The organism is Cellulomonas fimi (assembly GCF_012952065.1).
GTDB lineage: Bacteria > Actinomycetota > Actinomycetes > Actinomycetales > Cellulomonadaceae > Pengzhenrongella > Pengzhenrongella fimi_A.
This window is the reverse complement of record NZ_JABCJJ010000017.1, coordinates 23,005-49,902: the sequence shown is the minus strand read 5'-3', so window position 1 is coordinate 49,902 and position 26,898 is coordinate 23,005. Positions and strand designations below refer to the sequence as shown.

Below are 26,898 nucleotides of genomic sequence, written 5' to 3'. Positions count from 1 at the left end.
GGCATGACCTCCTCGGCCGCAGCCCTGCCCGACGACGCCGCCTGGCCGGCGCCCGCCGCCGCGGGACCGCTCGACGCGACGGTCGAGGTGCCGGGCTCCAAGTCGCTGACCAACCGCTACCTCGTCCTGGCCTCGCTCGCGGACGGCCCGGGACGCCTGCGCGGCGCGCTCCGCTCGCGCGACACGGTACTGATGGCCGAGGCGCTCGCCGCGCTCGGGGTCGCGATCGAGCCGGCCGACGACGTCCCGTCCGACTGGCGGGTCACGCCCGGGACGCTGCGCGGACCGGCGACGATCGACTGCGGGCTCGCCGGCACCGTGATGCGGTTCCTGCCCGCCGTCGCGGCACTCGCCGACGGTCCCGTCCGGTTCGACGGCGACGAGGGCGCCCGCGCACGGCCGATGGCTCCGGTGCTGACCGCGCTGGCCGCGCTCGGCGTCGGCATCCCGGAGCAGGCGCCGGGCGGGTACCTCCCGTTCACCGTGGCGGGCCGCGGCGCGGTGCGCGGCGGCCAGGTCGACGTCGACGCCTCGGGCTCGAGCCAGTTCGTCTCGGGCCTGCTGCTCGCTGCAGCCCGGTTCGAGCAGGGGCTCACCCTCCGGCACACCGGGGCGACGCTCCCGAGCCTGCCCCACATCGACATGACGGTGCAGGTCCTGCGGGAGGCGGGCGTCGAGGTCGACGACTCGCGGCCCACCATCTGGCGCGTCGAGCCCGGCCCGATCCGGGCGCGGGACGTCCGGGTCGAGCCGGACCTGTCCAACGCCGGGCCGTTCCTCGCCGCGGCGCTCGTGGTGGGCGGCACGGTCCGGGTCCCCGGCTGGCCCGCGTCCACCACCCAGCCGGGAGCCCTCCTGGCCGGGATCCTCGAGCGGATGGGCGCGACCACGACGCTGGACGGCGACGTCCTCGCGGTCTCGGGCACCGGCGTCGTGCACGGGCTCGACCTCGATCTCCACGAGGCGGGCGAGCTCGCGCCGACGATCGCCGCGCTCGCGGCGCTGGCGGACTCCCCCACCAGGCTGCGTGGCATCGCGCACCTGCGCGGTCACGAGACGGACCGTCTCGCGGCGCTCGCGACCGAGATCACGCGGCTGGGCGGCCAGGCCGAGCAGACGTCGGACGGGCTCGTCATCACGCCCCGGCCGCTGCACGCGGGCACCGTGCGGACGTACCACGACCACCGGATGGCCACGGCCGGGGCGATCCTCGGCCTGCGGGTACCCGGGCTCCGGGTCGAGGACGTCGCCACGACCGCCAAGACGCTGCCCGACTTCGTCGGCATGTGGCACGGGATGCTGGGGTGAGCCCTGTGCGCGGACCACGCGACGGTCGCCGCCGAGGACCTCGATGAGCCCGCGGCGGCCGTTCGACGAGTCCGACGTGCGGCTGCGGCCGAACCCGCGCGGCAGCCGCCCACGCACCAAGCAACGCCCCGACCACGCGGACGCCGTGAGCGCTCTCGTGACGGGGGTCGACCGCGGTCGCTACACGCTGCTGGTCGACCCCGACGGCCCCGACGAGCACCGGGCGGTCGCGATGAAGGCGCGCGAGCTCGGCCGCGACCGCGTCGTCCCGGGCGATCGGGTCGACGTCGTGGGCGACGCCTCAGGCGACCCGGGCTCGCTCGCGCGGATCGTCCGGATCGACGAGCGCTCGACGGTGCTGCGTCGCACGGCCGACGACACCGACCCGGTCGAGCGCATCATCGTCGCGAACGCGGACCAGCTCGTCATCGTGACGGCCCTCGCGGATCCCGAGCCGCGGACGCGGATGATCGACCGCTGCGTGGTCGCGGGGTACGACGCCGGCATGGACGTCCTGCTGTGCCTGACCAAGGCGGACCTCGCCGACCCCGCCGAGCTCATCGCGATGTACGCGCCGATCGGCGTCTCGGTGGTGGTCACGCGACGCGGACCCGCCGGCGCCGTCGAGGGCCTCGACGACGTCCGACGCGCGGTGGCCGGGCGGGTCTCGGTGCTCGTCGGCCACTCCGGTGTGGGCAAGTCGACGCTCGTCAACGCCCTCGTGCCGGACGCCTTCCGCGCCGTCGGCGTCGTGAACGACGTCACCGGACGCGGTCGCCACACGTCGAGCTCGGCGATCGCGCTGCGGCTCCCGGCGATCCCCGCGCCGGACCGCGCGACCGCGCCGCTCGCGTCGGGCTGGGTGATCGACACCCCGGGCGTGCGCTCGTTCGGTCTCGCGCACGTCCAGGTCGAGCACCTCCTCGCGCCGTTCGCGGATCTCGCCGCCGTCGCGCGGGAGTGCCCTCGCGGCTGCACGCACGCCGACGACGCCCCGGACTGCGCGCTCGACGACTGGGTCTCGGACGCGCCGGAGGCACAGACCGAGGCCGCGCGGGCCGCGCGCCTCGAGTCGTTCCGCCGGCTGCTCGCGAGCCGGACCGGGGCCCTGGCGTCGGGCGAGGGCACCGAGCGCGACTCCCGCTGACCGGATCCGGGCCGTCGTCCCGTCCGTGGGGCCGGCCGGCGGTGCGTCCGGGGGCCGGTCGGCGGTGCGTCCGCGCAGGTGGGCGGCACATCGGTACGGTGACCACCATGACCTTCCGCACGGGCTACGACGACGACCTGCGCCTGGCGCACGTGATCGCCGACCAGGTCGACTCCCTCACGATGTCCCGGTTCAAGGCCCAGGACCTGCGGGTCGAGACCAAGCCGGACACCACGCCCGTCTCCGACGCGGACCGGACGGCCGAGGAGATCGTGCGCGGGCAGCTCGCGCGCACCCGGCCCCGTGACGCCGTGCACGGCGAGGAGCTGCCCGACACCGGGCACGGACCCCGCCAGTGGGTGATCGACCCGATCGACGGGACGAAGAACTTCGTGCGCGGAGTGCCGGTGTGGGCGACGCTGATCGCGCTGATCGACGCGGGCCAGCCGGTGCTGGGGGTCGTGAGCGCGCCGGCGCTCGGTCGGCGGTGGTGGGCTGCGACGGGGTCCGGCGCCTGGTCGGGCAAGTCGCTGTCGGCCGCGACCCGGCTGCACGTGTCGGGCGTCGGTCGGCTCGAGGACGCGTCGTTGTCGTACTCGAGCCTGTCGGGCTGGGAGGAGCGGGGCCGGCTGGACCACTTCCTCGACCTGACCCGCAGGGTCTGGCGGACCCGGGCCTACGGCGACTTCTGGTCGCACGTCATGGTCGCGGAGGGCGCCGTGGACCTCTCGTGCGAACCGGAGCTCGCGCTCCACGACATGGCGGCGCTCGTGCCGATCGTCACCGAGGCGGGCGGTCGCTTCACGTCCGTCAAGGGAGTGCCGGGGCCGTTCGGCGGCTCGGCCCTCGTGTCGAACGGGCTGCTCCACGACGCGGCCCTGCAGGTGCTCGACCCGCTCGACGGCTGAGCCGCCGCCTCAGCGCGGGATGCTGCGGAGCTCGGTGGCGTCGTACCAGAGGAGGTCGCGCTCGTCGAGGCGCTCGACGGCGTCGGGATCCCCGGCAAGCGCCGCCGCGACGTCGCCCGCGGCGGCGGGCTCGTCGACGTGCGCGCACGCGACGGCATCCCACGGGATCGCGGCGGTGACCTCGACCGCGCTCGGTGCGGCGTCGTCGTCCGCCACCACGGCGGTGTCGTGCTCGCCGACGTCCGCGGTGAGCACGAGCCGCAGCCGCGGCGCCTCGGGCGACCCTGCGACCAGCTCGAGCGAGTCGTCGGCAGCGGCCAGCTGGGCCGCGTACTCGAGCCCCTCGTCGTCCTCGTCCGGGAACATCGCACGCAGCGCGGCCGTCACGGCATGGGCGCGGCGCGGTGCGGGCAGGGCGTCGGGTCGCTCATGACTGGCATCGGCACCGGCGCCGCCGACTGCTCCGCCGCCGACGTCGCCGCTCGCGCCGGTGCCCGCCGCGAGGTCCGCGAGGTCCGCGAGGTCGAGGAGGGTCGCCGGGAGGTAGATGCGCACATGTTCAGTCTGCCCTGTCACGCGCGCGCGCCGAGCCTGACCGCGCGGCGTGCCGATGCCGATGCCGATGCCGACGCCGACGCCGAGGGTCGCTTGCCGAGGAGTCCGACGAGGGTCTGGGCGATGTCCACGATGGCGGCGCGCGCCGGAGATCCCGGGGACGCCTCACGGAGCGTCGCACCCTGCAGGAGCGCGGCGTCGACCCCCACACGGTCGTCCGGGACCAGCAGCGGCGCGTCCACGCCGGCGAAGCGCGCGAGGGACCGGCTGATGGCCTCCCCCGGCCGCGGCCCGGCAGCCGAGGCTCGGACGCGGTTGACGACGACCACCCGGCGCGCGGTCACCGGCACGCCGACCCCGTCGAGCTCCCCGAGCCCGCGCACGAGCCGCTGGACGCCGACCGGGTCGCCGTTGCCCACGACGACGACGACGTCGGCCGCCTCGAGCGCCGACAGGGTCGCGGCGTTGCGTCTGGGCGCGCGCGTGTCGTAGCTGAGCACCTCGTCCTGCTCGAGGCAGAAGCCGCAGTCGATCACCGTCCACGCCGAGAGCTGCCGGGCCAGACCCCACACCACCTCGAGCGACGAGGCGGGCAGCTCGGGCCACCGGTCGGGCCGCGCGATGCCCGTGAGGACGCGGAGGTCCGGCGTGAGGAGCGGTGTGAGGCGGGCCAGCCCCATCAGGTCCAGGGCACCCTGGCCGGCCGCGCGCGCCGCTGCCGCGAGGGCCGGTGTCTCGTCGAGCAGTCCCACGACCTGCGCGACGGCGCCGCCGTAGGAGTCGGCGTCGACGAGGAGCGCGCCGCGCGGCCCGGTGGCGGCCGCCCGGACGTCCGCGTCGTCGTCCCCGGGCCGACCGCCCAGCAGCGCGTCGGCTCCCAGCGGCACCGGCCGTGCTGCGAGCGCGGCGAGCTCGGCTGCCAGGTTGACGGCGAGCGTGGTCCGGCCGGGTGCGCCCGTCGGGCCCCAGACGGCGACCACGTGGCCTGGCGGACCGGCCGGCGGCCCGGGCTCCGCCTCGACGTCCTCGCGCTGCACGACGCCCCACGGCCCGACGACGTCGTCCACCGCGGCGCGCTCGAGCTCGGGCGCCTGCGCGAGCCCGACGACCGCCTCGACCAGCCGAGCGGCGTCGACCGCGGCGTCGAGCACGACGTCGACGCCGAGCGCCTCCATCCGGCGACCGTGCTCACCGCTCGTCGGCGCGAGGGCGAGCACGCGGACCCGGGCGGCGTGCAGCTGCGCCACCGCCTCGCGGTCGAGGTGCGGCAGGTCGGCGGACACGATCGCGACGCTCCCGACGCCCGCGCCGGCCGCCGCGAGGACCTCGGCCAGGTCGGCGCACCGGCGCTCGACCGTGACGCGGCGACCCGATGCGTCCAGGGCCGTGACGACGGCGGACTCGCCCGCGCCGCGCACGGCGCACAGCACCCCGATGCTCACCTGCCGGGCGCCCGTCCCGAGCCGGGCACGAGGACCAGCTGCACCGTGCCGTCGCCCGCGGTGGCGCTCAGGACGTCCGGGAGCGTGGTGATCGGGACCAGGACGTGCACGGTCGTCCCGCCTCCCGCGGCGAAGGCACCGGTGGGCCGGTTGACCTCGGCCACCTCGAGGCTCGTGGCCAGCTGCTCGGGGACCGTGCTGCCGGTGCCGGTGGCCTCCGGGGAGAGCCAGAGGTCGACCAGCGCACCCTCGACCACCCCTGCGGGCGGGGCGTCGGCCACGGTCACCGGGACCGGGCGCGTCTCGAGCGTCGCGGCGTCCCCGACCGCGGACAGCGCGACGAGCTCGCCCTCGCCCACCGTCCGGAGCGCGACGAGCCCCTCCGGGGCCCGCTCGGTCGCCGGGAGGTACCGGGCCGCCTGGTCGTCCTCGAGCCGGACCTGCACGACGGCGAGCTGGTCCGCCGCGATCGGCGTGCCGGGCGGGAGGGTCGTCCGCGCGACGTACACCGGTTCGCTCGCCTGGGCCGACGTGACCGCCCACGCGCCGAGCGCGACCGAGCCGGCGATCATCACGAGGCCGACGAGGAGCCGGGGGTCGCGCCACGTGGGCCGGCGCAGCCGGGCGGCGACCGGACTGACCGGGTCGAGCACCATCGTGTCCACGTGCGACTGCTCCCCTGCTCGTGTCGAGAACGGCTTGCGAGTGCTCATCATGGGGGATCGACGTGCCGTGCCGCAGGCAGTCTGTGGAGAACTTCGGAGCGTCCCGACCTGCGTGCCAGACTGCAGGCATGTCCTCGCGGTTCCTCACCCTCGCCGACGTGACCGAGGTGCTCAACATCTCGGCGGCGCAGGCCTACGCGCTCGTCCGCACGGGCGAGCTGCCGGCGATCCAGATCGGTGGGCGCGCCCAGTGGCGCGTCGAGGCCAAGGAGCTCGAGGCCTACATCGAACGGATGTACGCCCAGACCCGGGCCCGCATCGAGGCGGACGCCGGGTCCTCGGCGGCTGACTGGCACGGCGTCACCAGGGACTGAGCGCCGCAGCGGGCCGTTGCCGCTCAGCCCGAGCGGACGACCCGGATCGCGCCGAACGGGACGGTCCACACCGCTCCGTCGGCTCGGCGCCCGTCGACGCCCGCGGCGAGGTCTGCGTGGTCCGCACCGACCGCGTCGATGCGGCCCGCGAGCTCGCCGCCGTCTGTGCTGACCCGGACGCTGGCACGGTCCCGGGCCACGGCACGCAGGGCGTGAGCGAGACCGAGCCGGCGGACGACCCCGCCTGACTCCGGTGCAGCGCCCGCGGCCATCCCACGGACCGCGGTGACGGCGGCGATCGGCACGAGCGCGCGCCGGATCCCCTCGCTGACCAGCACCCACTCGTCCGCGACCTCGACCAGCGTGCCCGTCACGGTCTCGTTGCCCCTCAGGGTGAACGTCACCGCGCTCCCCCGCGTCGCCCGGAGGCGCCCGCCGAGCCGCACCGTGGCCCGCTCGGCGCGGGTCAGCTCGGCCACGTCGACCGCGAGCTCGGCGACGCGCGCCGCCTCGAGCTGCGCCTCCATGTCGGCGAACAGGGCCTCCCATCGCATCTGCCCACGGTAGAGGTGGCCGACCGGATAGCGGGCCGCCATGGACAAGAACGGACGAACCCGGTACACCTAGGAACATCAAACGCGATCAAACGCCCCTGCCTTTGATCCAACTCGGTCGTCCGGAGGCATCCGCATGGAACTTCGTCGGAGCTCGTCCCACCACCGCGGCACAGCTGTGGCGCCCGTCGGGCCCACGAGACCCCGCCGGGCCGGCACAGGGGTCTCGGTGCTGGCCCTCACCACGGGCGCGACGGCGGCGCTGGCGGCAGCCGTCGCGCTCACGGTCCGCGTGGACCACCTGGTGCTCGCGCGTCAGCAGGTCGTCACGCGGGTCGACGAGGTGGTCGAGCCCGCGATCGTCGGGTTCGGCGCACTCGTGGCGTGGTGGCTCGCGCTGCACCTCGTCGTCGCGTTGGCCTGCGCCGGGACGCGCGCAGCCGGGCGGACCTGGGCGGCCGGCGAGCGCTTCGTGGCGCGGCACGCGCCTCGGGTCGTCCGGCGCGGCCTCGCCCTCGCCGTGGGCACGGGCGTGGGACTGGCCTCGATCGCCGTGCCTGCGGGGGCGTCCACCACACCACCACCGAGCGACCTCGGGTGGTCGACGACGCAGTCCGCCGAAGTCGCGGCCCACGCGCAGAGCCCGGTCGCCTCGGGGACGGTGGCGAACGCCCCCGCGCCGGCGCAGGTCTCGACACAGCCGGCCGCCCTCACCGCACCTGCAGCGGCTCCAGCACCACGACCAGCACCGGCTCCAGCACCGGCTCCAGCACCGGCGCCAGCCGTGACGGTGCAGCCAGGCGACAGCCTGTGGTCGATCGCGGCGCGCCACCTGCCGCCCGACGCGACCGACGCGCAGGTCGCCGCGACGTGGCCGCAGTGGTACGAGACGAACCGGCAGCTTATCGGCGCCGATCCCGACGTCATCCGCCCCGGCGCCGTCCTCAGCCCGCCCGCCCACGACACGACGAGCGGCGCGGTCTCATGAGCGCCGCCACCGTCGCGGACGAGCCGCAGGTCGCCCGCGGCGGGGGCCCTGGGCCGACAGGGGCGACCGTCGACCCCGACGCGTGCGAGCTCACGTCGGTCCGACCCGCGGCACCCGCCGGCGCTCCTCGGGCCGTGACGTCGGCCGGATCGGCGCGGGCTCGCCTCGCCCCGCTCGTGGAGCCGCGAGCCGTGACGCCGTCCGCGCCCGCCGACGCCGGACCGCCGCGGGAGGCGGGGACGCTACGCGTCGACGGCCCCGGGCGTCCGACGCGCGAGCTGCCTGCGGAGTCGGGCGACCGCCCGCTCCCCGACCCGACTCCGCTGTGCTGCGCGATGGTCCTGGCCGCGGTCGAGGCGCTGCGCGGCGCGCGGCCGCTGGCGCAGCTGACGCGCTGGGTCACGACCGAGGTCTACGACCAGCTCGCCGTCAGGTCCCAGCTCACCCAACGCGTCCTGGGCCGCTCGACGAGCGCGCACCCGACGTCCATCCGGCGCGTCCGTCTGTGCCGGATCGGCGCGACGGCGGCCGAGGCGACCGTCGTCGTCGACGACGGGCCGCGGGTCCGCGCCGTCGCCGTCCGGCTCGAGGGCCGACGCGGTCAGTGGCGCGCGACGGCCCTCGAGATCGGCTGACGTTCAGCGCTTCTTGCGCGCCTGCCGCTCGGCCTTGCGGCGCTCCTCCCGGTTGACCGCGCCAGCGCCTGCGTCGCCTCCGTCCGCCGGACCGGTCGCGAGCGCACCGCCCGTGCTCGACCCGCCCCGCGCACCGGCGCTCCGCCGGACCTCGGCGGTCCGGCCGTCCGGGGCCACGGTGCGCACGGAGGTGCCGGCGTCGCCGTCGACGCTCGGCGCCGAGTACTGCAGCGGGGTCCGCTGCTCGGGACCGTCGAGGCCCTTGGCGATGAGCGTCGGCGCAGCACGTCGGCCCGACGGCGCGGCCGCGGCATCGGGGGCCGTTGCCGCGTCCTCGGCGTCGTCGGCGGCAGGCGCGCTCGGCGTCGTCCCGTCCGGACCGACGCCGCGCAGCCGGGTGGCTGCCGCCCCCGTACCGAGCGCGGTCTGCGCTGCCGACTCGGCCGTGACCGCCGGCCCCTCGGCCTCGGGCTCGGCGACCTTGACCTCGAGGTTGAACAGGTACGCGACCGACTCCTCCTTGATGGCCTCGGTCATCGCGCCGAACAGCTGGAAGCCCTCGCGCTGGTACTCGATGAGCGGGTCTCGCTGAGCCATCGCGCGCAGCCCGATGCCCTCCTTGAGGTAGTCCATCTCGTAGAGGTGCTCGCGCCACTTCCGGTCGAGCACGCTGAGCACGACGCGGCGCTCGAGCTGGCGCATGTTGTCGCTGGTGATGTGCTCCTCGCGCGCGGCGTAGGCGTGCTCCGCGTCGCTGAGCACCTCGGTCGTGATGAGCTCGGCCGAGAGTCTCGTCGGACCGCCGGCCTGCTCCACGACCTCCTCCGGCGTGATCGAGATCGGGTACACGGCCTTGAGTGCGGTCCACAGCGCCTCGAGGTCCCAGGTCTCGGGGTTGCCCTCGGCAGTCGCGCCCGACACGTACGCCGTGAGCACGTCCCGGACGAAGTGCTGGATCTGGTCGGCCATGTCCTCGCCCTCGAGCACCCGTCGGCGCTCGGCGTAGATCACCGAGCGCTGGCGTGACAGGACGTCGTCGTACTTGAGGACGTTCTTGCGGATCTCGAAGTTTCGCGCCTCGACCTGCGACTGCGCGCTCTGGATGCCGCGCGTGACCATCTTCGACTCGAGCGGCAGGTCGTCCGGGAACCCGGCGCGCGTCATCATCGACTCGGCGAGCTGCGAGTTGAAGAGCCGCATGAGGTCGTCCTGCAGCGAGAGGTAGAACCGGGACTCCCCCGGGTCGCCCTGACGCCCGGACCGACCACGCAGCTGGTTGTCGATGCGGCGGGACTCGTGCCGCTCCGTGCCGAGCACGTACAGGCCGCCGAGCTCGACGACCTCCTCGTGCTCGGCCGCCACGGCCTCCTTCGCCTTCGCGAGGGCGTCGGGCCACGCGGCCTCGTAGTCCTCGGGCTGCTCGGCGGGGTCCAGGCCCCGCGCGGCGAGCTCGGCGACCGCCATGAACTCGGCGTTGCCACCGAGCATGATGTCCGTCCCGCGCCCGGCCATGTTCGTCGCGACCGTCACGGCGCCCTTGCGGCCGGCCTGCGCGACGATCGAGGCCTCGCGCGCGTGCTGCTTCGCGTTGAGCACCTCGTGCGGCACCCCGTGCTTCTTGAGCTTGCTCGACAGGAGCTCGCTCTTCTCGACGCTGACGGTGCCGACCAGCACCGGCTGGCCCGCCGCGTGACGCTCGACGATGTCGGCGACGACGGCGTCGAACTTGCCGTCCTCGTTCTTGTAGACGAAGTCGCCCTGGTCGATGCGGCGCATCGGCTTGTTGGTCGGGATGGGGACGACGCCGAGCTTGTAGGTGCCCTGGAACTCGGCTGCCTCGGTGTCGGCCGTACCCGTCATGCCGGCGAGCTTCGTGTACAGCCGGAAGTAATTCTGGAGCGTGATCGTGGCGAGCGTCTGGTTCTCCGCCTTGATCGCCACGCCCTCCTTGGCCTCGATGGCCTGGTGCATGCCCTCGTTGTAGCGACGTCCGGGCAGCATGCGGCCGGTGTGCTCGTCCACGATGAGCACCTCGCCGTTCATGACGACGTAGTCCTTGTCGCGCTTGAAGAGCTCCTTCGCCTTGATGGCGTTGTTGAGGAACCCGATCAGGGGCGTGTTCAGGGACTCGTAGAGGTTCTCGATGCCGAGGTAGTCCTCGACCCGCTCGATGCCCGGCTCGAGCACGCCGACCGTGCGCTTCTTCTCGTCCACCTCGTAGTCACGCTCGGGCTGGAGCCGGCGCACCACCTTCGCGAACTCGGCGTACCACCGGTTCGCGTCGCCCGACGAGGGGCCCGAGATGATGAGCGGCGTGCGGGCCTCGTCGATGAGGATCGAGTCCACCTCGTCGACGATCGCGAAGCTGTGCCCGCGCTGGACGAGCTCGTCGGTGGTCCACGCCATGTTGTCGCGCAGGTAGTCGAAGCCGAACTCGTTGTTCGTCCCGTAGGTGATGTCCGCGGCGTACTGCTCGCGGCGCTCCGCCGGGGTCTGGCCCGACAGGATGACGCCGCTGCTCAGCCCGAGGAAACGGAAGACGCGGCCCATGAGCTCGGACTGGTAGCTCGCGAGGTAGTCGTTGACCGTGACGACGTGCACCCCGTCGCCGCTCAGGGCGTTGAGGTAGGCGGGCAGCGTCGCGACGAGGGTCTTGCCCTCACCGGTCTTCATCTCGGCGATGTTGCCGAGGTGCAGGGCGGCGCCACCCATGAGCTGGACGTCGAAGTGCCGCTGCCCGAGCGTGCGCCTGGCGGCCTCGCGGACCGCGGCGAACGCCTCCGGGAGGACGTCGTCGAGCGTCTCGCCGTCAGCCAGGCGTGCCTTGAACCGATCGGTCTCCTCGCGGAGCTCGGCGTCGGACAACGACGTGAAGCTGTCCTCGAGGGCGTTCACCTGCTGGGCGACGCCTGACAGCTTCTTGAGGATCCGGCCCTCTCCGAAGCGCAGGACCTTCTCGAGGATCGCAGGCACGCGTCACTCCCATGGTGGTCGACATCCGCCGCCGGTCGGCCGGACGGAGCTCGGTTCTTGCTCGACGAGTCGGGCGTCGGTGGGCATGGATCCACGCGCCCGACGCCGGACAGCCCTCCCATCGTAGGTGAGGGCCGACGCCGGATCAGCCCTCCGGCTCGCGGATCTCGTCGATCCGGCTCGCGACCGCCACGAGGCTTCTCCCGGACGGCCCGGTCCGGACGCGCAGCTCCGCGGCGAGCGCCGTGCTCAGGTCGGCGTCCGCGCGCTCGGCCACCTCGACGCCGTCGAGCCCGAGCCACCCGGCCAACGCCTCGAGCTCCGCGGCGAGCTCGGCGGCGGTCTCGGGCGGTGCGCCCTGCTCCCGGAACGCCGCCAGCACCCGCAGCACCCCCCGCGCGCGGTCCGCCTTGAGGTCGACGCGCGCCGCGAACCGGTCCCCCAGCAGGAACGGCAGCACGTAGTAGCCGTGCACACGCTTCGGCGCCGGCACGTAGATCTCGATCCGGTACCGCATGCCGAACAGCTCCTCGAGCCTCCTTCGCTCGAAGACCACCGGGTCGAAGGGGCTGAGCAGCGCCCGAGCGTGGACCCGGCGCGGCCGGCGCGCGTCCCGGTGGAGGAAGACGGACCGGTCCCACCCCCGAACCTGGACCGGGAGCAGCACACCGTCCTCGACGAGCTCCGCGACGGCTTTGCGGGTCGGCTCGGGACGCAGCCGGAAGTAGTCCGCGAGGCAGCGCAGGCTGCCGAGGCCGTGCGCACGGGCGGAGATCTCGACGAGCGCCCGGATCGCGTCGTCGTCCGCGACGGGCGGTGCCGCGAGGACCACCGGCGGCAGCACGCGCTCCGTCAGGTCGTAGCAGCGTTCGAACGCCGCGTTCCGGCGGGCGGACGTGACCTCGCCGGTGAAGAAGAGGAACTCGAGGGCGCGCTTGGCGACGGTCCAGTTCCAGCCCCACTCGGTGCGCGTGCGCGGGTGGTCCGCCTCGTGGTGCAGGTGCACCTGGCTCGCCGTCATGGGCCCCTGCCGCGCGATGAGCTCGCGGATCTCCGCGATCACGGTCGAGTGGGCGAGCTCCGCGCCGCTGAGCGAGCCCCACGCCTCCGTGCGGTACCGGCGTTGACGCCACTCGAGCAGGCGGTACGTCTCGGGCGGGACGTACGACGCCATGTGCGCCCAGTACTCGACGAGCCTGCGGGGTGCCGTGCCCGCCGCGCGGTCGAGCACGGTCGGGTCGTAGGGCCCCAGCCGGGAGAAGAGCGGCATGAGGTGCGCCCGCGCGAGGACGTTGACCGAGTCGATCTGGAGCAGGCCGATCCGGTCGACCACCTGCTGCAGGTGCCGCAGGGTGACCGTCGCCCCGGGCGCGGGGCGCGGGCGGTCGAGGCCCTGGGCGGCGAGCGCCACGCGGCGGGCCTGCTGCAGCGTGAGGACGTCGACGGGGCGGGAGGTGGGCATGCGCCCATCCTCCCGCCCCGCACCGACATCGCCCGGCGACACCCGGTCGCCGGACCTGTCAGCGGCCGAGCACCGCTCGGACGGGACTCAGCGGGTCAGCCGGCGACCCGGTCCACCTGGCGCCCACCGTTCTGCGCCGCGGCCGTGGCCGCGTTCGCGACGGGCTTGTCGAGCTTGATGACGCCGTAGCTCCAGCCGTGCCGCCGGTAGGCGACGGAGGGCTGGGCGGTCTCCGCGTCGATGAACAGGAAGAAGTCGTGCCCGACCATCTCCATCTCGTACAGCGCGTCGTCGACGGTCATCGGCACGGCCTCGTGGACCTTCTCGCGGATCACGACCGGGGAGTCGCCGAGAGTGTGCTCGACGACGGCGCCCGGGGCAGGGGCGGCGGGCTCCGGCTCGGGCGGGGCGGGCGGACGGACGTCGACCGGGGTGAGCGGGGTGTTCGTGCGGTGGTCCTTGCGCCGGTCGCGCGCACGGCGCAGGCGTTCCAGGAGCTTCGTGGTCGCGAGGTCGAGCGCCGCGTACCGGTCGTCCGCCGAGGCCTCGGCACGCACGACCGGACCCTTGGCGCGCACCGTGAGCTCGACGCGTTCCGAGATCCCGGAGAGCCGCGGGTTGTTCTCGTGGGTCACCTCGACATCGATCCGCTGCGCCGACGGGGCGAGCTGGCTGACCTTCGCCAGCTTCTCCTCCACGTGCCGACGGAACTTCTCGGGCAGCTCTGCGTGCCGGCCGACGAGGACGATCTCCATATGGACCTCCGGAGGTCTTGAGGCGGCTCGAGTGCCGGCCGCCAGGCTCACTGCTGTTCACGCCCCGAAGGGCGAGCAAGGCGACACCACCTCCTTCCGGCGACCCGTGCACGGGGACCGATGACGACGCCGCCCTCGGCATCGGTCACGGGGTCCGTGCTGACTCGTCGGCTCCACCGTAACCCCGTTCCGATCGCGCCTCCATCGGACCTTCGGCCCAGTCGGGGCGCGCGGACCACGCGCCGCCCGGACCGTCCCGATCGCCCCGTCTCGCGCCGGGCGGAGGGGTGACGGCGAGCGTCATCGCACCGACGACGAGCGCGCCGGACCCCGTGACGAGACGCTCGCACGCGGCGAGCGTCGCGCCCGTGGTGAGCACGTCGTCGACGAGCAGCGCCCACTGGCCCGCGCCGGGACGGGTCGCGCCGGTCCGCCAACGGACCCGGTCCCCGACGTTCCGTCCGCGCGCACGCGCCCCGAGCCCGACCTGGTCGCGCACGCCCCACCGCTGGGCGAGCACGGGCGCGACGCGCGCCGGCACCCCCTGCTCGGCGCACGCCGCCACAGCCGCGCGGGCGAGCCGCACGACCAGGTCGTCCCCGCGCCGTCGTCGCGCGGCCGCCGACGACGGCGCGGGGACCACCAGCAGCGGCAGCGAACGGTCCCCCGTGTCGCGCACGACGCGAGCCACGTGGGCGGCACCGGCCCCGAACGCCGCCACGACCGCCGGCGTCAGGTCCGCACGACCCCGTTCCTTCCACGCGACCACGATCGCCCGCACCGGACCGACGTACGGGGCGATCGCCCAGACAGGCACGGGCGGGCTGCCGTCCATGCGGTCGAGCCGGGGTGCGGACCACTCGCACCGGCGCACCGGACCCCTGAGCAGCGCGCCGCACGCGCCGCAGAGCGGCTCGTCGAGGGCGCCGCATCCCGGGCAGGCGACCGGCACCACGAGGCGGCCCAGGTCACGCAGCAGCAGCCTGGTCGTTCGGGCTCCGGTCATCCGACCAGCGTGGACCGCGGCGGGCCGCCGGGTGGCGAGGCCCCTGCCCGCCTGTGGACGCCGGTGCCTGTGGACGTCCCGGGACCCGCGGACGTGCAGGCACCCGCGGGCGAGAGGTCAGCCGGGGAACGCGGGGTCCGTCACGCCCGTCGCGACCTGGGCCCAGCTCGTGCCCTGGAGGGTGTAGAGGGTCCCGTCCGCGGTCCCGACGTAGAGCGCGCGTTCACCCTTCCCGGCCGCGATCGCGACAGCCCCCTCGAGCGCGGGCAGTGCGCGCGTCCGCCCCGCGAGCGGCACGAGGTGCATCGTCTGCCCGGTGGTCGTGCCGCTCACGCCGAGAACGGCGAGGTCGGACTCGTCGACCCAGACCGCCTGCGTCGCGTTGGTCAGACGCCCACCGACTCGCGTGCGGTCCCCGACCCTCAGCGGCGTGCCGGACTCGCCGCGGACCACGCCCGCGACGTCGACGGTCGCGCCGTCCGGCCCGGCCGAGACGATCGCGACCCGCGTGCCGTCGCGCGAGACGCGGACGGACCGCACGGTGCGGCCGTCGAGCCAGGCGACGGCGACCTCGACCGTGGTGCCGTCGGCGCGCACGGCGGTGAAGCTGTCCGGGGAGTCGGCCGTCCCGGACCAGACCCACCCGTGCAGGTCGACCGACGGTGCGAGGAGCGAGCGCCCGCCGAGCAGCGTCCGGGCCGGCTCGGCGGACGTCGGCGCGAGCACGAGCCGGTCGGGGCCCGCGAGCAGGACCTGCGGCACACCGCCGAGCCCGGCGGCCGGGTCGCGCGGGTCCAGGCCCCCGAGCGGGCCGACGGCCTCGACCGGCTCCAGTGAGCCGCCCGTCAGCCGCACGAGCTGCCCGTCGCTGAGCGCCTGGAGCGGCCCGCCCGGGGACGGGTCGCTCTGGACCTCGGCGGGCGGCGGCTCGACCATGGGCAGTCCCGCGATCGACACGTCGACCGTGCTCACCCGCAGGCGTTCCAGCGTGTGCTCGAGCTGCGCCTTGAGCAGCGCGCGATCGGCCGCGCCGGCGGAGGCCACGGCCGCGGTGAGGTCGACGGTGGCCCGGCCCTCGGCGTCGACCGGCACCGACTCGACCGCCAGCCGCGTGCCCTCGGGGACCGCCGTCGCGACCGAGTCCCGCAGCCAGGTCGACGGCCCCGCGAGCAGGGCCCGGACCGCGTAGGTCGGGGCGTTGCGCTGGGGGAACCAGCGCACCTCGGGCACGAGCATGTCGCGCGCGGGCGCCAGGAAGTAGAGCGACGTCGGCCGGTAGACCGAGTAGAAGATCGGCTCGGAGAGCAGCACCCCGTCACCGAGGCCCGAGATCCGCCACTGATCCGCGTCGTCCTGCACGACGTCGAACACGACGCCCTGCTGCGACCCGGGCGGGCTCTCGGAGTAGCGCCCGTCGGCGTCGACCGTGGCCGCGACCGACAGCGTCACGCTCACCTGGGTCTCGTTGACGCGATCGATGTCGAGCGGCTCGGCGGTCGAGTACACGACGACGCCCTCGCTGGGCTGCCAGGCGGTGCGCGCGACCCCCGCGAGGTACTGGCGCGCAACCGCGTGGTTGTCGCCCAGCCCGGCCGCACCCGCCGCCAGGAAGCCCTGGACGATCTCCTCGGGCTGCGCGTCGGCGGCAGGACTGTACGCGAGGGGGAACACGGTGCCGGGCTCGTCCGCGGCGCCGTCGCCCTCGCCCACCGGCCCGCGGGTCGGCAGCCCGACGCAGCCCGCGAGCACGACCGCGAGCACGCTCGCGACGAGACCGACGACGGCGCGACGTCGCGCACGGGTCGACGCGCCCGGTCGGCCGGACGCGCCCGCGCTTGCGCGGCTCATCGGTGCTCCAGCTGGTCGAGGTCGGGCAGCGACGCCGGGTCGGGGGTCGAGCGGTACACCGCCAGCACCTCCGGGACGGGGGGCTCGTCGGGCGGCGGGACGAGCGGCAGCGGCGAGCTCGTCAGCTGGATCCCCGCCCGCCGCGGAAGGGTCAGGCGGAAGCAGGCGCCCTGCCGGGGCCGCCCCCACGCCTCGAGCCACCCCCCGTGCAGCCGCGCGTCCTCGAGCGAGATCGCCAGCCCCAGGCCGGTCCCGCCCATCGTGCGTGCGCGCGCCGGGTCGGCGCGCCAGAACCGGTCGAACACGTGGGCCGCCTCGTCCTGGTCCATCCCCACCCCGTGGTCACGGACCGTGACGGCGACCGCCTGCCGGTCGGCGGCGACCGTCACCTGGACGTCGCTGCCCTCCGCGTGCTCGATCGCGTTGACGAGGAGGTTGCGCAGGATCCGCTCGACGCGTCTGGGGTCGATCTCGACCGTCGCGCGCGCCTCGGGGAGCGCGACGTGCAGCCAGGTGCCCTTCCGGCCGGCGAGCGGGAGTGCCTGGTCGACGGCGCCCGTGACGACCTCGCGCAGGTCCTGCTGGACCGCGTCGAGCGTCGCGGCGCCGGCGTCGAACCGGCTGATCTCGAGCAGGTCGGCCAGGAGGTCCTCGAACCGGTCGAGCTGCATCATCAGCAGCTCGGCCGAGCGCCTCGCGGCCGGGTCGAAGTCGTCGCGCGCCCCGTGCAGCACCTCGCCGGCCATCCGGATGGTCGTGAGCGGCGTGCGCAGCTCGTGCGAGACGTCCGAGACGAACCGGCGCTGGAGCGCCGAGAGCTCCTCGAGACGACGGATCTGGACCTGGAGGGACTCGGCCATCTCGTTGAACGACCGGGCGAGCGTGGCCATCTCGTCCTCGCCCCGCACGGTCATGCGCTCGGTGAGGTGCCCGTCGGCGAGCCGTTCCGCGACGCGGGCGGCGCTGCGCACCGGCGTCACGGTCTCGCGCGTCACGAGCCACGTCATGATGCCGAGCACGGCGACGACCGCGAACGCCCCGCTCGCGAGCGTGCGCTGGAGCAGGTCGAGGGTCTCCTGCTCGGAGCCGAGCGAGTAGAGGTAGTAGAGCTCGTACGTCGCCGCGCCCGGCACCGTGACCGTCGAGCCCACCATCACGCCGGGGTCGTGCCAGGACCCGGACGGGTTGCCGGCCGGGATCGCGACCGACTGCCAGCGCTGGCCCTCGCCCTCCCCGACACTGCGCCGGAGCTCGGGGCTGATCAGCGGAACGAGCCGCTCGTCCGACGCGGGCAGAGTCACGAAGACGGGTGTGACGGACGCGTCCAGCCGGAGCGGACGCTGGATCGCGACGTCGCGCTGCCCCGTGCCGCCGACCTGGAGGCCCTCGACGAGATCCACGAAGAGCTGCTGCAGCTGGGTGTTCGCCGGCGCCGCGTCGAACGTGTCCTGGGCCTGGCGGGTCGACCGGGCGCTCTCGTCGAGGATCTCCTCGAGGCGCTGCTCGAACAGGCCGTCCCGGATCCGGTCCGACAGCAGCGACCCGAGCACCACCACGGTGACCACGCCGATCACCAGCGTCGACGTGATCACCCGGACCTGGAGCGACGAGCGCCAGCCGCGCACGACCGCCCGCGAGAGGCGGAGCACGCGGATCCGGGTGCGACGCCAGAACCGGTTCACGACGGTGTCGCGCCCGCCTTGTACCCGACGCCGCGCACGGTGACGACGATCTCGGGCCGCTCCGGGTCCGTCTCGATCTTGGACCGCAGCCGCTGGACGTGGACGTTGACGAGCCGCGTGTCGGCGGCGTGCCGGTAGCCCCACACGCGCTCGAGGAGGACCTCGCGCGTGAACACCTGCCACGGCTTGCGGGCGAGCGCGACCAGCAGGTCGAACTCGAGCGGCGTCAGGGAGATCGGCGCACCGGCGCGCGTGACCCGGTGGCCCGCCACGTCGATCTCGAGGTCGCCGATCCGCAGGTGCTCGGGCGTCGCCTCCTCGCTCCGGCGCAGCCGGGCACGCACGCGGGCGATGAGCTCCTTGGGCTTGAACGGCTTGGAGATGTAGTCGTCCGCCCCGGACTCCAGGCCGAGCACGACGTCGACCATGTCGCTCTTCGCGGTCAGCATGACGATCGGCACGTTCGACTCAGCGCGGATCAGCCGGCACACCTCGGTGCCGTCCTTGCCTGGCAGCATCAGGTCGAGCAGCACCAGGTCCGGCTGGGTGCTCCGGAACGCGGCCAGCGCCTGGTCGCCGTCCGTGCAGAACAACGGCTCGAAGTTCTCGGCCCGCAGCACGATACCGATCATCTCCGCCAGCGCGACGTCGTCGTCCACGACCAGCACACGACCCTTCATGGGGGTCATCGTGTCATCTTGCGCCGGCTCCGGGTGCGCGCGTCCGGGCGAATCGCCGCACCGGACGACGCCGACCGCACCGGAGCGTCAGCGCGCCGTGGCACGATGGGCGAGCCAGGCGGCGCCCGTGGCGCTCCCTGGTCAACAGCCCGACGGTGAACGCCATGCGGCCCGTGCCGCAGCAGGGAGCGCGCGCGAGATGTCCAGCCCGAACGACGAGCCGCCGACGCCGCCCTCGTGGGCCGCACCGACGGGGGGCTCCACCCCGCAGGTCCAGCCGGGTCAGGGCCAGCCGCCGCAGGGCACGTCGGGGCAGGGCGCGTCGGGGCAGGGCTATCCCACCGCACCCGGCTACCCCACCGCACCCGGCTACCCGACGGCGCCGGGCTACCCGACGGCGCCGGGCTACCCACCGCCCGCGGGCTACCCCGCGGCGCCGGGCTACCCACCGCCCGCGGGCTACCCGGGCGCGCCGGCGTACCCGCCCCAGACGGGCTACGCGCCACCGCGCGGGTTCCGCTCACCAGCAGCGCAGCCCGGCATCGTGCCCCTGCGACCGCTGGGCCTCGGCGAGATCCTCGACGGCGCGTTCCGCGCGATCCGCGCGAACCCGCGGGTCATGTTCGGGCTCACGGCCGTCGTCGTGTCGATCACGGTGGCGCTGCAGACGCTCGTCCAGTGGTACCTCGGCGGCATCCTCGGGGCGGCGCTCGCGGACGCGACGAGCGAGATCGACCCGAACGGCGATCTCGGGCTCGGCACGACGCTCGGCCCGTCGGTCGCGCAGCTGCTGACGGTGCCCGCGATCGCGCTCGCGACCACCGTGCTGACGGGTCTCCTGATCGTGTCCGTGAGCCGCTCGGTGCTGGGCCGGACGATCACGATCGGCGAGGTGTGGCAGGGCTACAAGGGACGCGTCGGCCTCGTGGTGCTCTTCACGATCGGGCTCGGGTTGGTCGTCATGGTGGCGCTCGGCCTGATCGTCGGGCTCGTCGCCCTGCTCGCGGTGAACGGCGCCGAGGGCGCCGCGATCGCGGCTGGCCTGCTCGCCCTCCCGGTCGTCGTCGTGGGGGCACTGTGGGTCTCCGTGCGGACGATGCTCGTGGCGCCCGCGATCATGCTCGAGGGCGAGGACTTCTGGACCGCCGTGCGCCGCGGCTGGAGGCTCAGCCGCGGCAGCTTCTGGAGGCTGCTCGGGATCTACCTGCTCACGTCGATCATGGTGAGCATCATCGCCGGCCTGATCACGAGCCCGGTCCAGATCATCGCGGTGTTCGTGTTCCAGGACCCCACGCTGACCACGCTCCCCAGCCTCACCGTCATGGGGCTGGCGAGCATCGTCAGCCTGACGCTCACCACCGTCTTCATGGCGGCCGTCGTCGCGTTGCTCTACATCGACGTCCGGATGCGGCGCGAGGGCCTCGACGTCGAGCTCGCGCGGGCCGCCGCAGAGAACGTGGCGTGACCCCCACGTCACTCGCGCGCGCGGGCGTCCCGGTCGTGCCCGACGCGCCGACCGCCCGCCGCTGGGCCGAGCAGGAGCTCGCCGACCCCGTCTACCACCGCGGACCGAGCCTGCTGGACCGGTTCCTCGAGTGGGTCGGCTCGCTGTTCCAGGACGCCTCCGTGCCGAGCCTCGGGATGCCACCGGGCCTCTTCGCCGCGGTGGTCGTCGGCGTCGTCCTGGTCGTGGCGGCCGTGGCGTTCTGGGTCGCCGGCCCGGTCCGTCTCGCGCGACGCGCGAGCGGGTCGGCCGTGGTGCTGGGTGCCGACCTGCGCAGCGCGGCCGACCTGCGTGCCGCGGCGGACGCGAGCGCGGCGCGGGGCGACTGGTCGGCTGCCGTGCTCGACCGCTTCCGGGCGCTCGTGCGGGGACTCGAGGAGCGCGCCGTGCTCGACGAACGGCCCGGTCGCACCGCGCACGAGGCCGCCGAGGCCACCGCCGCCCGGTTCGCGGCCCACGCCCACGACGTGCGCCGAGGCGGGCGGCTCTTCGACGACGTCTGCTACGGCCACGCGGGAGCGGACGCCGACGACGACGCCTGGCTGCGGCGGCTCGACTCGACCCTGGCCGCGGACCGTCCCGACCCGGTTCCCGGCCGCTCACCCGCGGTGTCGACGACGTGAGCACGTCGACCGTGGTCCTCGGGGACGGGACCACCACCGCAGGACGCGCACGGAGCCGGTGGCGGCGCTGGCGGCTCCTGGTCGTGATCGCCCTCATCGCGACGACGGTGGCGCTCGCCGCCGCTCTGCCCGAGCCCCAGACGTCGACGGTCGCGCTCGCCCCCGACAACCCGTCCGACGGCGGCGCGCGTGCCGTCGCGCAGATCCTCGAGCGCCAGGGGGTGGACATCGCCTACGTGCGCTCGTCCGCCGAGGCCACCGCGGCCGCCACGGCCGGGACGACCCTGCTCGTGACCGGCAGCGCCCTGCTCTTCGGCGACCAGGTCGACGCGATCGCCGCGACCGAGGCCGACCTCGTGCTGCTCGACCCCGACGACTTCCTGCTCGGCGCGGTCACGGACGCCGCGACGGTCGCCGCCGTCGCGCCGCGGGACCCGGGTCCCGCCGGAACCCCGGCCGCGCCCCCCCTGGTCGCCCGGTGCGACGACCCCGACGCCGTGGCGGCCGGGTCGATCGTCGCCTCCGGTGCGGGGTACGTGGCCCGGACCGATGCGGCGACCGTGTGCTTCCCGGGCAGCGATCCCGAGGTCGGCGCCTACCTGGTCGTCGACGAGCGCGGGCGCCGCGTCACGGCGATCGGCGACGCCACCGTGCTCACCAACGCCCACCTCGCCGAGGAGGGGCACGCCGCCCTCGTGCTCCGTGCCCTCGGCCGGCACGACCAGCTGGTCTGGTACGTCCCGTCCTCGGTCGACTTCGGCCAGGCACCCGCGAGCGGCCCCGGCCTCACCGACCTGCTCCCGCCGTGGGCCGGCGCCCTCGCGCTGCAGCTGCTGCTCGTCGCCGCCGTGGCCGCGGTCTGGCGCGCGCGCCGGCTCGGCCCGCTGGTGACGGAGCCGCTGCCCGTGACCGTGCGCGCGGCGGAGACGACCCGGGGCCGCGGGCGCCTGTACCGTCGCTCCCGTTCGTACGGGCACGCGGCCGCCGCGCTCCGGGCCGCGGCCGCGAGCCGGTCCGCCGCTCGTGTCGGGCTGCCGGCCAGCGCCGGGGCGGCCGCCGTCATCGACGCGCTCGCCCGCGCGACGGGCCGGTCCACGGACGACGTGGCGGCCCTGCTGTACGGACCACCACCCACTGACGACGCCGGGCTGGCGCTGCTGGCCCGCAGGCTCGACGACCTGGAGAGCGAGGTTCACCGATCGTGACCGAGGCACACCCCGAGGCACCACCGACCCGGGACCAGGGTCCCCACCCCGCCCCCTCGGCGGACCGCACCCAGGAGGTGCGTGCGGACGGGCCCGCGACGCACGCCCCGTGGGCTCAGGGTTCCGCGGCGCAGGGTTCGGCGACGGCGACGCCGTCGCACGACCTGAGACAGGCGCTGGGCGCGGTCCGCGCGGAGGTCGCCAAGGCCGTCGTCGGGCAGGACGCCGCCGTGACCGGGCTGGTCATCGCGTTGCTGTGCCGGGGGCACGTCCTCCTCGAGGGTGTGCCGGGTGTCGCCAAGACGCTGCTCGTCCGCACGCTGGCGGCCGCGCTCGAGCTCGACACCAAGCGCGTCCAGTTCACGCCCGACCTCATGCCCGGCGACGTGACCGGCTCCCTCGTCTACGACGCGCGGACCGCCGAGTTCTCGTTCCGCCAGGGCCCCGTCTTCACCAACCTCATGCTCGCCGACGAGATCAACCGCACGCCGCCGAAGACGCAGGCGTCGCTGCTCGAGGCGATGGAGGAGCGGCAGGTGAGCGTCGACGGCGTGCCGCGCCCGCTGCCCGACCCGTTCCTCGTCATCGCGACGCAGAACCCCGTCGAGTACGAGGGCACGTACCCGCTGCCCGAGGCGCAGCTCGACCGCTTCCTGCTCAAGCTCGTCCTGCCGCTGCCCGAGCGCGACCAGGAGATCGAGGTCCTCGCGCGGCACGCGGCCGGGTTCGACCCACGCAACCTGCGCGCCGCCGGCGTGCGACCGGTCGCGGGTGTCGAGATGCTCGCTCGCGCGCGCGCCGAGGTCGCCCAGGTGCAGGTCTCGCGCGAGGTGCTCGGCTACGCGGTCGACGTGTGCCGCGCGACCCGCCAGTCGCCGTCGCTGTCGCTCGGCGTCTCGCCGCGTGGTGCGACGGCGCTGCTCGGGACGGCGCGCGCGTGGGCCTGGCTGTCCGGCCGCGGCTACGTGACGCCCGACGACGTGAAGGCGCTCGCGCACCCGACTCTCCGGCACCGCGTCCAGCTGCGCGCCGAGGCCGAGATCGAGGGCGTCACGACCGAGAGCGTGCTCGACACCGTGCTCGCGGCCGTCCCCGTCCCGCGCTGACCCGGGCGGTTCCCCACCATGGCCCTGACCTGGCGCGCCGTCGTCCTGGCGGCGCTCGGCGTCGTCCCGGTGGCCCTCGTCCCGGTCCCCGGCACGGCGCTGCTGTGGACGCTCGTCGTGCTCGCGGTCTGCGGCGTGGACGCGGGGCTCGCCGCCTCGCCCCGGTCCGTCGCGGTCTCCCGAACGGCGCCGGGCTCGGTCCGGCTGACGGATCAGGCGCGGTCGGTGCTCACCGTGACGAACGCCGGCGGCCGACGGCTGCGCGGGCTCGTCCGCGACGCCTGGCAGCCCTCCGCCGGGGCGGGCGCCAACCGGCACGCCGTCGACCTCCCGCCCGGCGAGAGCCGTCGGCTCACCACCGTCCTGGTGCCGACCCGCCGGGGCGACCGCACCGCCGACCGCGTCACCATCCGCTCGTACGGCCCGCTCGGGCTCGCGGCCCGCCAGGCGTCCCTCACCGTGCCCTCCGTCCTTCGGGTCCTGCCCGAGTTCGCCTCCCGCCGCCACCTGCCCAGCCGGCTCGCGCGGCTGCGCGAGCTCGACGGCCGCGCGGCGGTCCAGGTGCGCGGGCAAGGCACCGAGTTCGACTCCCTGCGGGAGTACGTGATCGGCGACGACGTGCGCTCGATCGACTGGCGCGCCACCGCCCGCCGCTCCGAGGTCGTGGTCCGGACCTGGCGGCCCGAGCGCGACCGCCGGGTGCTGCTCGTGCTCGACACGTCACGCACGGCCGCCGCGCGGGTCGACGACGCCCCGCGGCTCGACGCCTCGATCGAGGCGGCGCTCCTGCTCTCTGCCCTCGCCACCCGCGCCGGTGACCGGGTGGAGCTCGTGGCCTACGACCGCCGTCTGCGCGCGCGCGTCGCCGGTGCGAACGGGCCCCGCCTCATGCCCGCGGTCGCCGACGCCCTCGCGCCGCTCGAGCCGGCGCTGGTCGAGACGGACTGGCCCGGCATCGTCGCGCTCGTCCGCGAGCGGCTGTCGCAGCGGTCCCTCGTCGTGCTCCTCTCGGCTCTCGAGCCCGCGACGGTCGAGTCGGGGCTGCTGCGCGTCGTCGGCCAGCTCACCGACGACCACGTCGTCGTGCTCGCCTCCGTGCGGGACCCCGAGGTCGCCGAGCTGCGCACCGGGCGCGGGGACGCGGCCGAGGTCTTCGACGCGGCAGCGGCCGAGCGCGGCGAGCTCGAACGCGTGGCGGTGGCCGCGCGGCTCCGGCGACGCGGGGTCGAGATCGTCGACGCGCTCCCGGAGGACCTCGCGCCCCAGCTCGCCGACCGGTACCTCGCGCTCAAGGCGGCGGGCCGGCTCTGACCACTCGGACCGACCCCTCGGTCGACCGGTCGCCCTCCTCGCCGACGACACGTCCGAGACGGGTTCGCCCGACGCAGCCTGCGGGCATACGGTCAGGGCCATGACGCAGGAGGGAGGCCCGCGGGGTCGTTCGGACGGTGGAGCACGCGTAGGTCGTCCCGAGCGTCCGGCGACCGCCCCGCCGCGACCGGAGGTCGGGGGTGAGGGGTTCGCTGCCACGATCGAGGTGGGCGCACCGCCGCGCTCGGTCACGGTGTCGATGTGGCTGTGGGTGGCCTCCGCCGTCGCGGCCCTGGTCGCCGCCCTGGCGCTCTGGCTCGGCCAGGAGGCGCTCCGGACGCGCCTCGCCGCGGCGGTGGTCGAGCAGGACCCCGCCCGCGCCGCGGACGTCGTGGCCGACGCCGCGCGGTACGCCTTCCTGGCCGCGTTCGGCAGCGTGCTCCTCGTCGCAGCCATCCACCTCACCCTCGCCCTCCTCATGCGCGTCGGGCGGGTGTGGGCACGCAACCTGCTCGTGCTCACCGGCGCCGTCGGTATCGCGGTCGTGGTGCTGGTGCAGGAGGTCGTGGCGGACCGCGCGGGATCGGTGCTCTCGGACCTTCCGCGGGCCGCGCTCCTCGTGCAGGCCGCGCTGGCGCTCGCCGCCCTGGTCGCGCTGCTGCTGCCGGGGCCACGCCGGTGGTTCAGACGTGCTCGCGCACTGGTCTGACGTCGTCCGTCAGCAGCCCCTCGCACGTCCGCACGAGCACCCGGCAGACGCGGCGGGTGTCCGTGTCGAGCATCGGGTCGTCCGCCAGCGCGCGCCACTGCTCGAGCGCGTGCGCGGCCGCGGTCCGCACGTCCGCAGGACGCGCGTCGGCGGGTAGCCGCAGCCGCGCGACGACCGCGCGCCCGTCACCACCCAGGAGGCGGTCCGCCGACGCGACCTGCTCGGGTGACAGCTCGACGGGGGTCGCGCGCAGCCGAGCCAGCAGCGCGATCTCCCGGAGCTCGTGCGCGCCCGCGACGAGCTGCTCGCACCGTGCGGCGAGCTCGACCCCGTCGGGCGGTGGAGCGTCGGCGACCAGGCGCGCGACGGCGCGGACCGCAGCCTGCGCCCGGAGCTGGTCACGGCGCTCCATGAGCTGTGCCGTGAGCACGCGCCGGAGCTCGGGGAGGCCGCTGCGACGCACGAGCTCGTCCGCGAGGGTCGCAGCGGTCTGCCGGCGGAGGCGGAGGACCGCGAGGGCCATCCGGACCCCGAACAGGCCGAGCCGCGACAGGAGGTGGGCCCGCATCTCGGCCGGGACCCCCAGGCTCAGCGACGGCTGCCGGAACCGGTCGACCGAGAGCAGCAGGCCCTCGACCTCGGCGCGGTCCATCGCCGCCAGCACGCGCAGCGCGGCCACCTCGTCCTCGCGCAGCGTCTGGCCCGTGTGCGCGAGCAGTCCGCTCACCGGCACGACCGTCTGGCAGACGGCGCGGAGCGCGGCGTGCGCACGATAGCGCTCAGCCACGCGGTCCGCCGAGATCATCGCGTCGATCCGTCCCACCCCGACCTCGTCAGCTCGCGAGAGCACCGCGACGGTCGCCGCCGCGACGTCGCGCCTGCTGCGGGCCTCCTCGAAGGCCTCGAGGAACCGCACGTCGGTCGCGTGCAGGTGACGCATCAGGTAGACGACGGCGTCGACCGGGGACTCCTCCTCCGCGGTGAGGAACCCGCTGGTCCGGTGGGAGACCTCTCGCGACAGCGAGTCCAGGCCGGGGGTGTCGACGAGGGTGAGGTCGCGCAGGCCGGACGCCGGCCAGACGACCTCGACCCGGTCGACCTCCTCGGCGCGGCACCCGCGGAGGTCGACCACGAGCCCGGCCGGACCGCGTCGCGGCGGGCAGGTCCACGGCTCGCCCGTGACGGGGTGCACCGTGATCGAGGGAACGGAGCCATGGCGGTACCACGTCACCACCCGCGTGCACTCGGCGTGGTCGGTCGCCGCGAGCTCGTCGCCGAGGAGCGCGTTCAGCAGCGTCGACTTGCCTGCCTTGAGCTTGCCGGCCAGCGCGACACGGAGCGGGGCGTCGAGCCGGTCGAGCTCGTGCTCGAGCCGGTCGAGCGCCTCGGTGTCACCGCTCCCCGCGTACGCGTCGAGGGCGCGGTGGAGCAGGTCGCGTGCCTCCTCGACCTGCATCG

General features: G+C 75.1%; 24 protein-coding genes. 12 read left to right on the top strand and 12 right to left on the bottom strand.

Features of this window, described 5'->3' with window-relative positions:
- Nucleotides 1–3 precede the first annotated feature (3 nt).
- The 3 genes from aroA to hisN all read left to right on the top strand — a co-directional run bounded on the left by aroA (nucleotide 4) and on the right by hisN (nucleotide 3,363).
- Nucleotides 4–1,308: a 3-phosphoshikimate 1-carboxyvinyltransferase gene (gene aroA / locus HIR71_RS11410; protein ID WP_169325187.1), complete on the top strand. Its 1,305-nt coding sequence runs from the start codon at nucleotides 4–6 to the stop codon at nucleotides 1,306–1,308.
- A gap of 43 nt (nucleotides 1,309–1,351) precedes the next feature.
- The gene (gene rsgA, locus HIR71_RS11405; protein ID WP_169325186.1) at nucleotides 1,352–2,455 is read left to right on the top strand and encodes a ribosome small subunit-dependent GTPase A; all 1,104 of its coding nucleotides are present in this window, start codon (nucleotides 1,352–1,354) and stop codon (nucleotides 2,453–2,455) included.
- Nucleotides 2,456–2,562: 107 nt separating this feature from the next.
- Nucleotides 2,563–3,363: a histidinol-phosphatase gene (hisN, locus tag HIR71_RS11400; RefSeq protein ID WP_169325185.1), complete on the top strand. Its 801-nt coding sequence runs from the start codon at nucleotides 2,563–2,565 to the stop codon at nucleotides 3,361–3,363.
- A gap of 9 nt (nucleotides 3,364–3,372) precedes the next feature.
- Here hisN and HIR71_RS11395 read toward each other — a convergent pair whose 3' ends face one another.
- The 3 genes from HIR71_RS11395 to HIR71_RS11385 are packed head-to-tail and all read right to left on the bottom strand — an operon-like array spanning nucleotide 3,373 to nucleotide 6,076.
- A complete protein-coding gene (locus HIR71_RS11395) occupies nucleotides 3,373–3,918 on the bottom strand; it encodes a DUF6912 family protein (RefSeq protein WP_311836239.1) in 546 nt (181 codons plus the stop codon).
- A 17-nt stretch (nucleotides 3,919–3,935) separates the two neighbouring features.
- The gene (locus HIR71_RS11390) at nucleotides 3,936–5,360 is read right to left on the bottom strand and encodes a CpaE/TadZ family protein (RefSeq protein ID WP_311836238.1); all 1,425 of its coding nucleotides are present in this window, start codon (nucleotides 5,358–5,360) and stop codon (nucleotides 3,936–3,938) included.
- Nucleotides 5,357–6,076: an SAF domain-containing protein gene (locus HIR71_RS11385; protein ID WP_249051791.1), complete on the bottom strand. Its 720-nt coding sequence runs from the start codon at nucleotides 6,074–6,076 to the stop codon at nucleotides 5,357–5,359. The genes HIR71_RS11390 and HIR71_RS11385 overlap by 4 nt, the downstream gene beginning before the upstream one ends.
- Before the next feature lie 77 nt (nucleotides 6,077–6,153).
- Here HIR71_RS11385 and HIR71_RS11380 point away from each other — a divergent pair, with 77 nt between their 5' ends.
- Nucleotides 6,154–6,399: a helix-turn-helix domain-containing protein gene (locus HIR71_RS11380; protein ID WP_169325184.1), complete on the top strand. Its 246-nt coding sequence runs from the start codon at nucleotides 6,154–6,156 to the stop codon at nucleotides 6,397–6,399.
- A 23-nt stretch (nucleotides 6,400–6,422) separates the two neighbouring features.
- Here HIR71_RS11380 and HIR71_RS11375 read toward each other — a convergent pair whose 3' ends face one another.
- Nucleotides 6,423–6,953 (bottom strand): hypothetical protein, encoded by a 531-nt coding sequence (locus HIR71_RS11375; RefSeq protein ID WP_169325183.1) that lies wholly within the window; start codon nucleotides 6,951–6,953, stop codon nucleotides 6,423–6,425.
- Nucleotides 6,954–7,182: 229 nt separating this feature from the next.
- Here HIR71_RS11375 and HIR71_RS16465 point away from each other — a divergent pair, with 229 nt between their 5' ends.
- Both HIR71_RS16465 and HIR71_RS11365 read left to right on the top strand, forming a co-directional pair.
- Nucleotides 7,183–7,941 carry a LysM peptidoglycan-binding domain-containing protein gene (locus HIR71_RS16465; protein WP_211374084.1) on the top strand — a complete coding sequence of 253 codons (759 nt, stop codon included), beginning with the start codon at nucleotides 7,183–7,185 and terminating at the stop codon, nucleotides 7,939–7,941.
- Nucleotides 7,938–8,576 carry an Rv3235 family protein gene (locus tag HIR71_RS11365; RefSeq protein ID WP_169325182.1) on the top strand — a complete coding sequence of 213 codons (639 nt, stop codon included), beginning with the start codon at nucleotides 7,938–7,940 and terminating at the stop codon, nucleotides 8,574–8,576. The genes HIR71_RS16465 and HIR71_RS11365 overlap by 4 nt, the downstream gene beginning before the upstream one ends.
- 3 nt (nucleotides 8,577–8,579) lie before the next feature.
- On the opposite strand, the gene secA is transcribed toward HIR71_RS11365, so the two are convergent.
- The 7 genes from secA to mtrA form a co-directional block, all read right to left on the bottom strand.
- Nucleotides 8,580–11,549 (bottom strand): preprotein translocase subunit SecA, encoded by a 2,970-nt coding sequence (gene secA, locus HIR71_RS11360; RefSeq protein WP_169325181.1) that lies wholly within the window; start codon nucleotides 11,547–11,549, stop codon nucleotides 8,580–8,582.
- Nucleotides 11,550–11,694: 145 nt separating this feature from the next.
- Nucleotides 11,695–13,011: a winged helix-turn-helix domain-containing protein gene (locus HIR71_RS11355; RefSeq protein WP_169325180.1), complete on the bottom strand. Its 1,317-nt coding sequence runs from the start codon at nucleotides 13,009–13,011 to the stop codon at nucleotides 11,695–11,697.
- A 95-nt stretch (nucleotides 13,012–13,106) separates the two neighbouring features.
- Nucleotides 13,107–13,766 carry a ribosome hibernation-promoting factor, HPF/YfiA family gene (hpf, locus tag HIR71_RS11350; RefSeq protein ID WP_169325179.1) on the bottom strand — a complete coding sequence of 220 codons (660 nt, stop codon included), beginning with the start codon at nucleotides 13,764–13,766 and terminating at the stop codon, nucleotides 13,107–13,109.
- A gap of 145 nt (nucleotides 13,767–13,911) precedes the next feature.
- Nucleotides 13,912–14,772, bottom strand: a complete 861-nt coding sequence (locus HIR71_RS11345) for a ComF family protein (RefSeq protein ID WP_211374083.1) — start codon at nucleotides 14,770–14,772, stop codon at nucleotides 13,912–13,914.
- Nucleotides 14,773–14,889: 117 nt separating this feature from the next.
- Nucleotides 14,890–16,620, bottom strand: coding sequence for an LpqB family beta-propeller domain-containing protein (locus HIR71_RS11340; RefSeq protein ID WP_169325178.1), 1,731 nt, complete (start codon nucleotides 16,618–16,620; stop codon nucleotides 14,890–14,892).
- Nucleotides 16,617–18,302: an MtrAB system histidine kinase MtrB gene (mtrB, locus tag HIR71_RS11335; RefSeq protein ID WP_169325177.1), complete on the bottom strand. Its 1,686-nt coding sequence runs from the start codon at nucleotides 18,300–18,302 to the stop codon at nucleotides 16,617–16,619. The genes HIR71_RS11340 and mtrB overlap by 4 nt, the downstream gene beginning before the upstream one ends.
- Complete coding sequence (gene mtrA / locus HIR71_RS11330; RefSeq protein WP_169325211.1) at nucleotides 18,299–18,982, bottom strand: MtrAB system response regulator MtrA; 684 nt, start codon at nucleotides 18,980–18,982, stop codon at nucleotides 18,299–18,301. Before mtrA ends, mtrB begins: the two co-directional genes overlap by 4 nt.
- Nucleotides 18,983–19,181: 199 nt before the next feature.
- Between mtrA and HIR71_RS17200 the strand changes: the two genes are divergently transcribed.
- From HIR71_RS17200 to HIR71_RS11300, 6 genes are all read left to right on the top strand, one after another.
- On the top strand, nucleotides 19,182–20,447 hold the full coding sequence (locus tag HIR71_RS17200; protein ID WP_169325176.1) for a DUF7847 domain-containing protein: 1,266 nt from the start codon (nucleotides 19,182–19,184) through the stop codon (nucleotides 20,445–20,447).
- Nucleotides 20,444–21,109 (top strand): DUF4129 domain-containing protein, encoded by a 666-nt coding sequence (locus HIR71_RS11320; protein ID WP_169325175.1) that lies wholly within the window; start codon nucleotides 20,444–20,446, stop codon nucleotides 21,107–21,109. Before HIR71_RS17200 ends, HIR71_RS11320 begins: the two co-directional genes overlap by 4 nt.
- On the top strand, nucleotides 21,106–22,314 hold the full coding sequence (locus HIR71_RS11315) for a DUF4350 domain-containing protein (RefSeq protein ID WP_169325174.1): 1,209 nt from the start codon (nucleotides 21,106–21,108) through the stop codon (nucleotides 22,312–22,314). Before HIR71_RS11320 ends, HIR71_RS11315 begins: the two co-directional genes overlap by 4 nt.
- A complete protein-coding gene (locus tag HIR71_RS11310; RefSeq protein WP_311836237.1) occupies nucleotides 22,311–23,420 on the top strand; it encodes a MoxR family ATPase in 1,110 nt (369 codons plus the stop codon). The genes HIR71_RS11315 and HIR71_RS11310 overlap by 4 nt, the downstream gene beginning before the upstream one ends.
- 18 nt (nucleotides 23,421–23,438) lie before the next feature.
- Entirely contained in the window at nucleotides 23,439–24,731 is a 1,293-nt protein-coding gene (locus HIR71_RS11305; RefSeq protein ID WP_169325173.1) for a DUF58 domain-containing protein, read from the top strand.
- A 100-nt stretch (nucleotides 24,732–24,831) separates the two neighbouring features.
- Entirely contained in the window at nucleotides 24,832–25,440 is a 609-nt protein-coding gene (locus tag HIR71_RS11300) for a hypothetical protein (protein WP_169325172.1), read from the top strand.
- On the opposite strand, the gene HIR71_RS11295 is transcribed toward HIR71_RS11300, so the two are convergent.
- Nucleotides 25,415–26,896 (bottom strand): dynamin family protein, encoded by a 1,482-nt coding sequence (locus tag HIR71_RS11295; RefSeq protein WP_169325209.1) that lies wholly within the window; start codon nucleotides 26,894–26,896, stop codon nucleotides 25,415–25,417. The genes HIR71_RS11300 and HIR71_RS11295 overlap by 26 nt on opposite strands.
- Nucleotides 26,897–26,898 lie beyond the last annotated feature (2 nt).

Bases quoted from the DNA above. Each gene is read 5' to 3' on its own strand.
- HIR71_RS11295 (WP_169325209.1), bottom strand. From the start codon at position 26,896: ATGCAGGTCGAGGAGGCACGCGACCTGCTCCACCGCGCCCTCGACGCG.
- HIR71_RS11340 (WP_169325178.1), bottom strand. From the start codon at position 16,620: ATGAGCCGCGCAAGCGCGGGCGCGTCCGGCCGACCGGGCGCGTCGACC.
- HIR71_RS17200 (WP_169325176.1), top strand. From the start codon at position 19,182: ATGTCCAGCCCGAACGACGAGCCGCCGACGCCGCCCTCGTGGGCCGCA.
- rsgA (WP_169325186.1), top strand. From the start codon at position 1,352: ATGAGCCCGCGGCGGCCGTTCGACGAGTCCGACGTGCGGCTGCGGCCG.
- HIR71_RS11355 (WP_169325180.1), bottom strand. From the start codon at position 13,011: ATGCCCACCTCCCGCCCCGTCGACGTCCTCACGCTGCAGCAGGCCCGC.
- hpf (WP_169325179.1), bottom strand. From the start codon at position 13,766: ATGGAGATCGTCCTCGTCGGCCGGCACGCAGAGCTGCCCGAGAAGTTC.
- HIR71_RS11365 (WP_169325182.1), top strand. From the start codon at position 7,938: ATGAGCGCCGCCACCGTCGCGGACGAGCCGCAGGTCGCCCGCGGCGGG.
- HIR71_RS11300 (WP_169325172.1), top strand. From the start codon at position 24,832: ATGACGCAGGAGGGAGGCCCGCGGGGTCGTTCGGACGGTGGAGCACGC.
- aroA (WP_169325187.1), top strand. From the start codon at position 4: ATGACCTCCTCGGCCGCAGCCCTGCCCGACGACGCCGCCTGGCCGGCG.
- HIR71_RS11375 (WP_169325183.1), bottom strand. From the start codon at position 6,953: ATGCGATGGGAGGCCCTGTTCGCCGACATGGAGGCGCAGCTCGAGGCG.
- hisN (WP_169325185.1), top strand. From the start codon at position 2,563: ATGACCTTCCGCACGGGCTACGACGACGACCTGCGCCTGGCGCACGTG.
- HIR71_RS11380 (WP_169325184.1), top strand. From the start codon at position 6,154: ATGTCCTCGCGGTTCCTCACCCTCGCCGACGTGACCGAGGTGCTCAAC.
- HIR71_RS11345 (WP_211374083.1), bottom strand. From the start codon at position 14,772: ATGACCGGAGCCCGAACGACCAGGCTGCTGCTGCGTGACCTGGGCCGC.
- HIR71_RS11385 (WP_249051791.1), bottom strand. From the start codon at position 6,076: ATGATGAGCACTCGCAAGCCGTTCTCGACACGAGCAGGGGAGCAGTCG.
- mtrA (WP_169325211.1), bottom strand. From the start codon at position 18,982: ATGAAGGGTCGTGTGCTGGTCGTGGACGACGACGTCGCGCTGGCGGAG.
- HIR71_RS11305 (WP_169325173.1), top strand. From the start codon at position 23,439: ATGGCCCTGACCTGGCGCGCCGTCGTCCTGGCGGCGCTCGGCGTCGTC.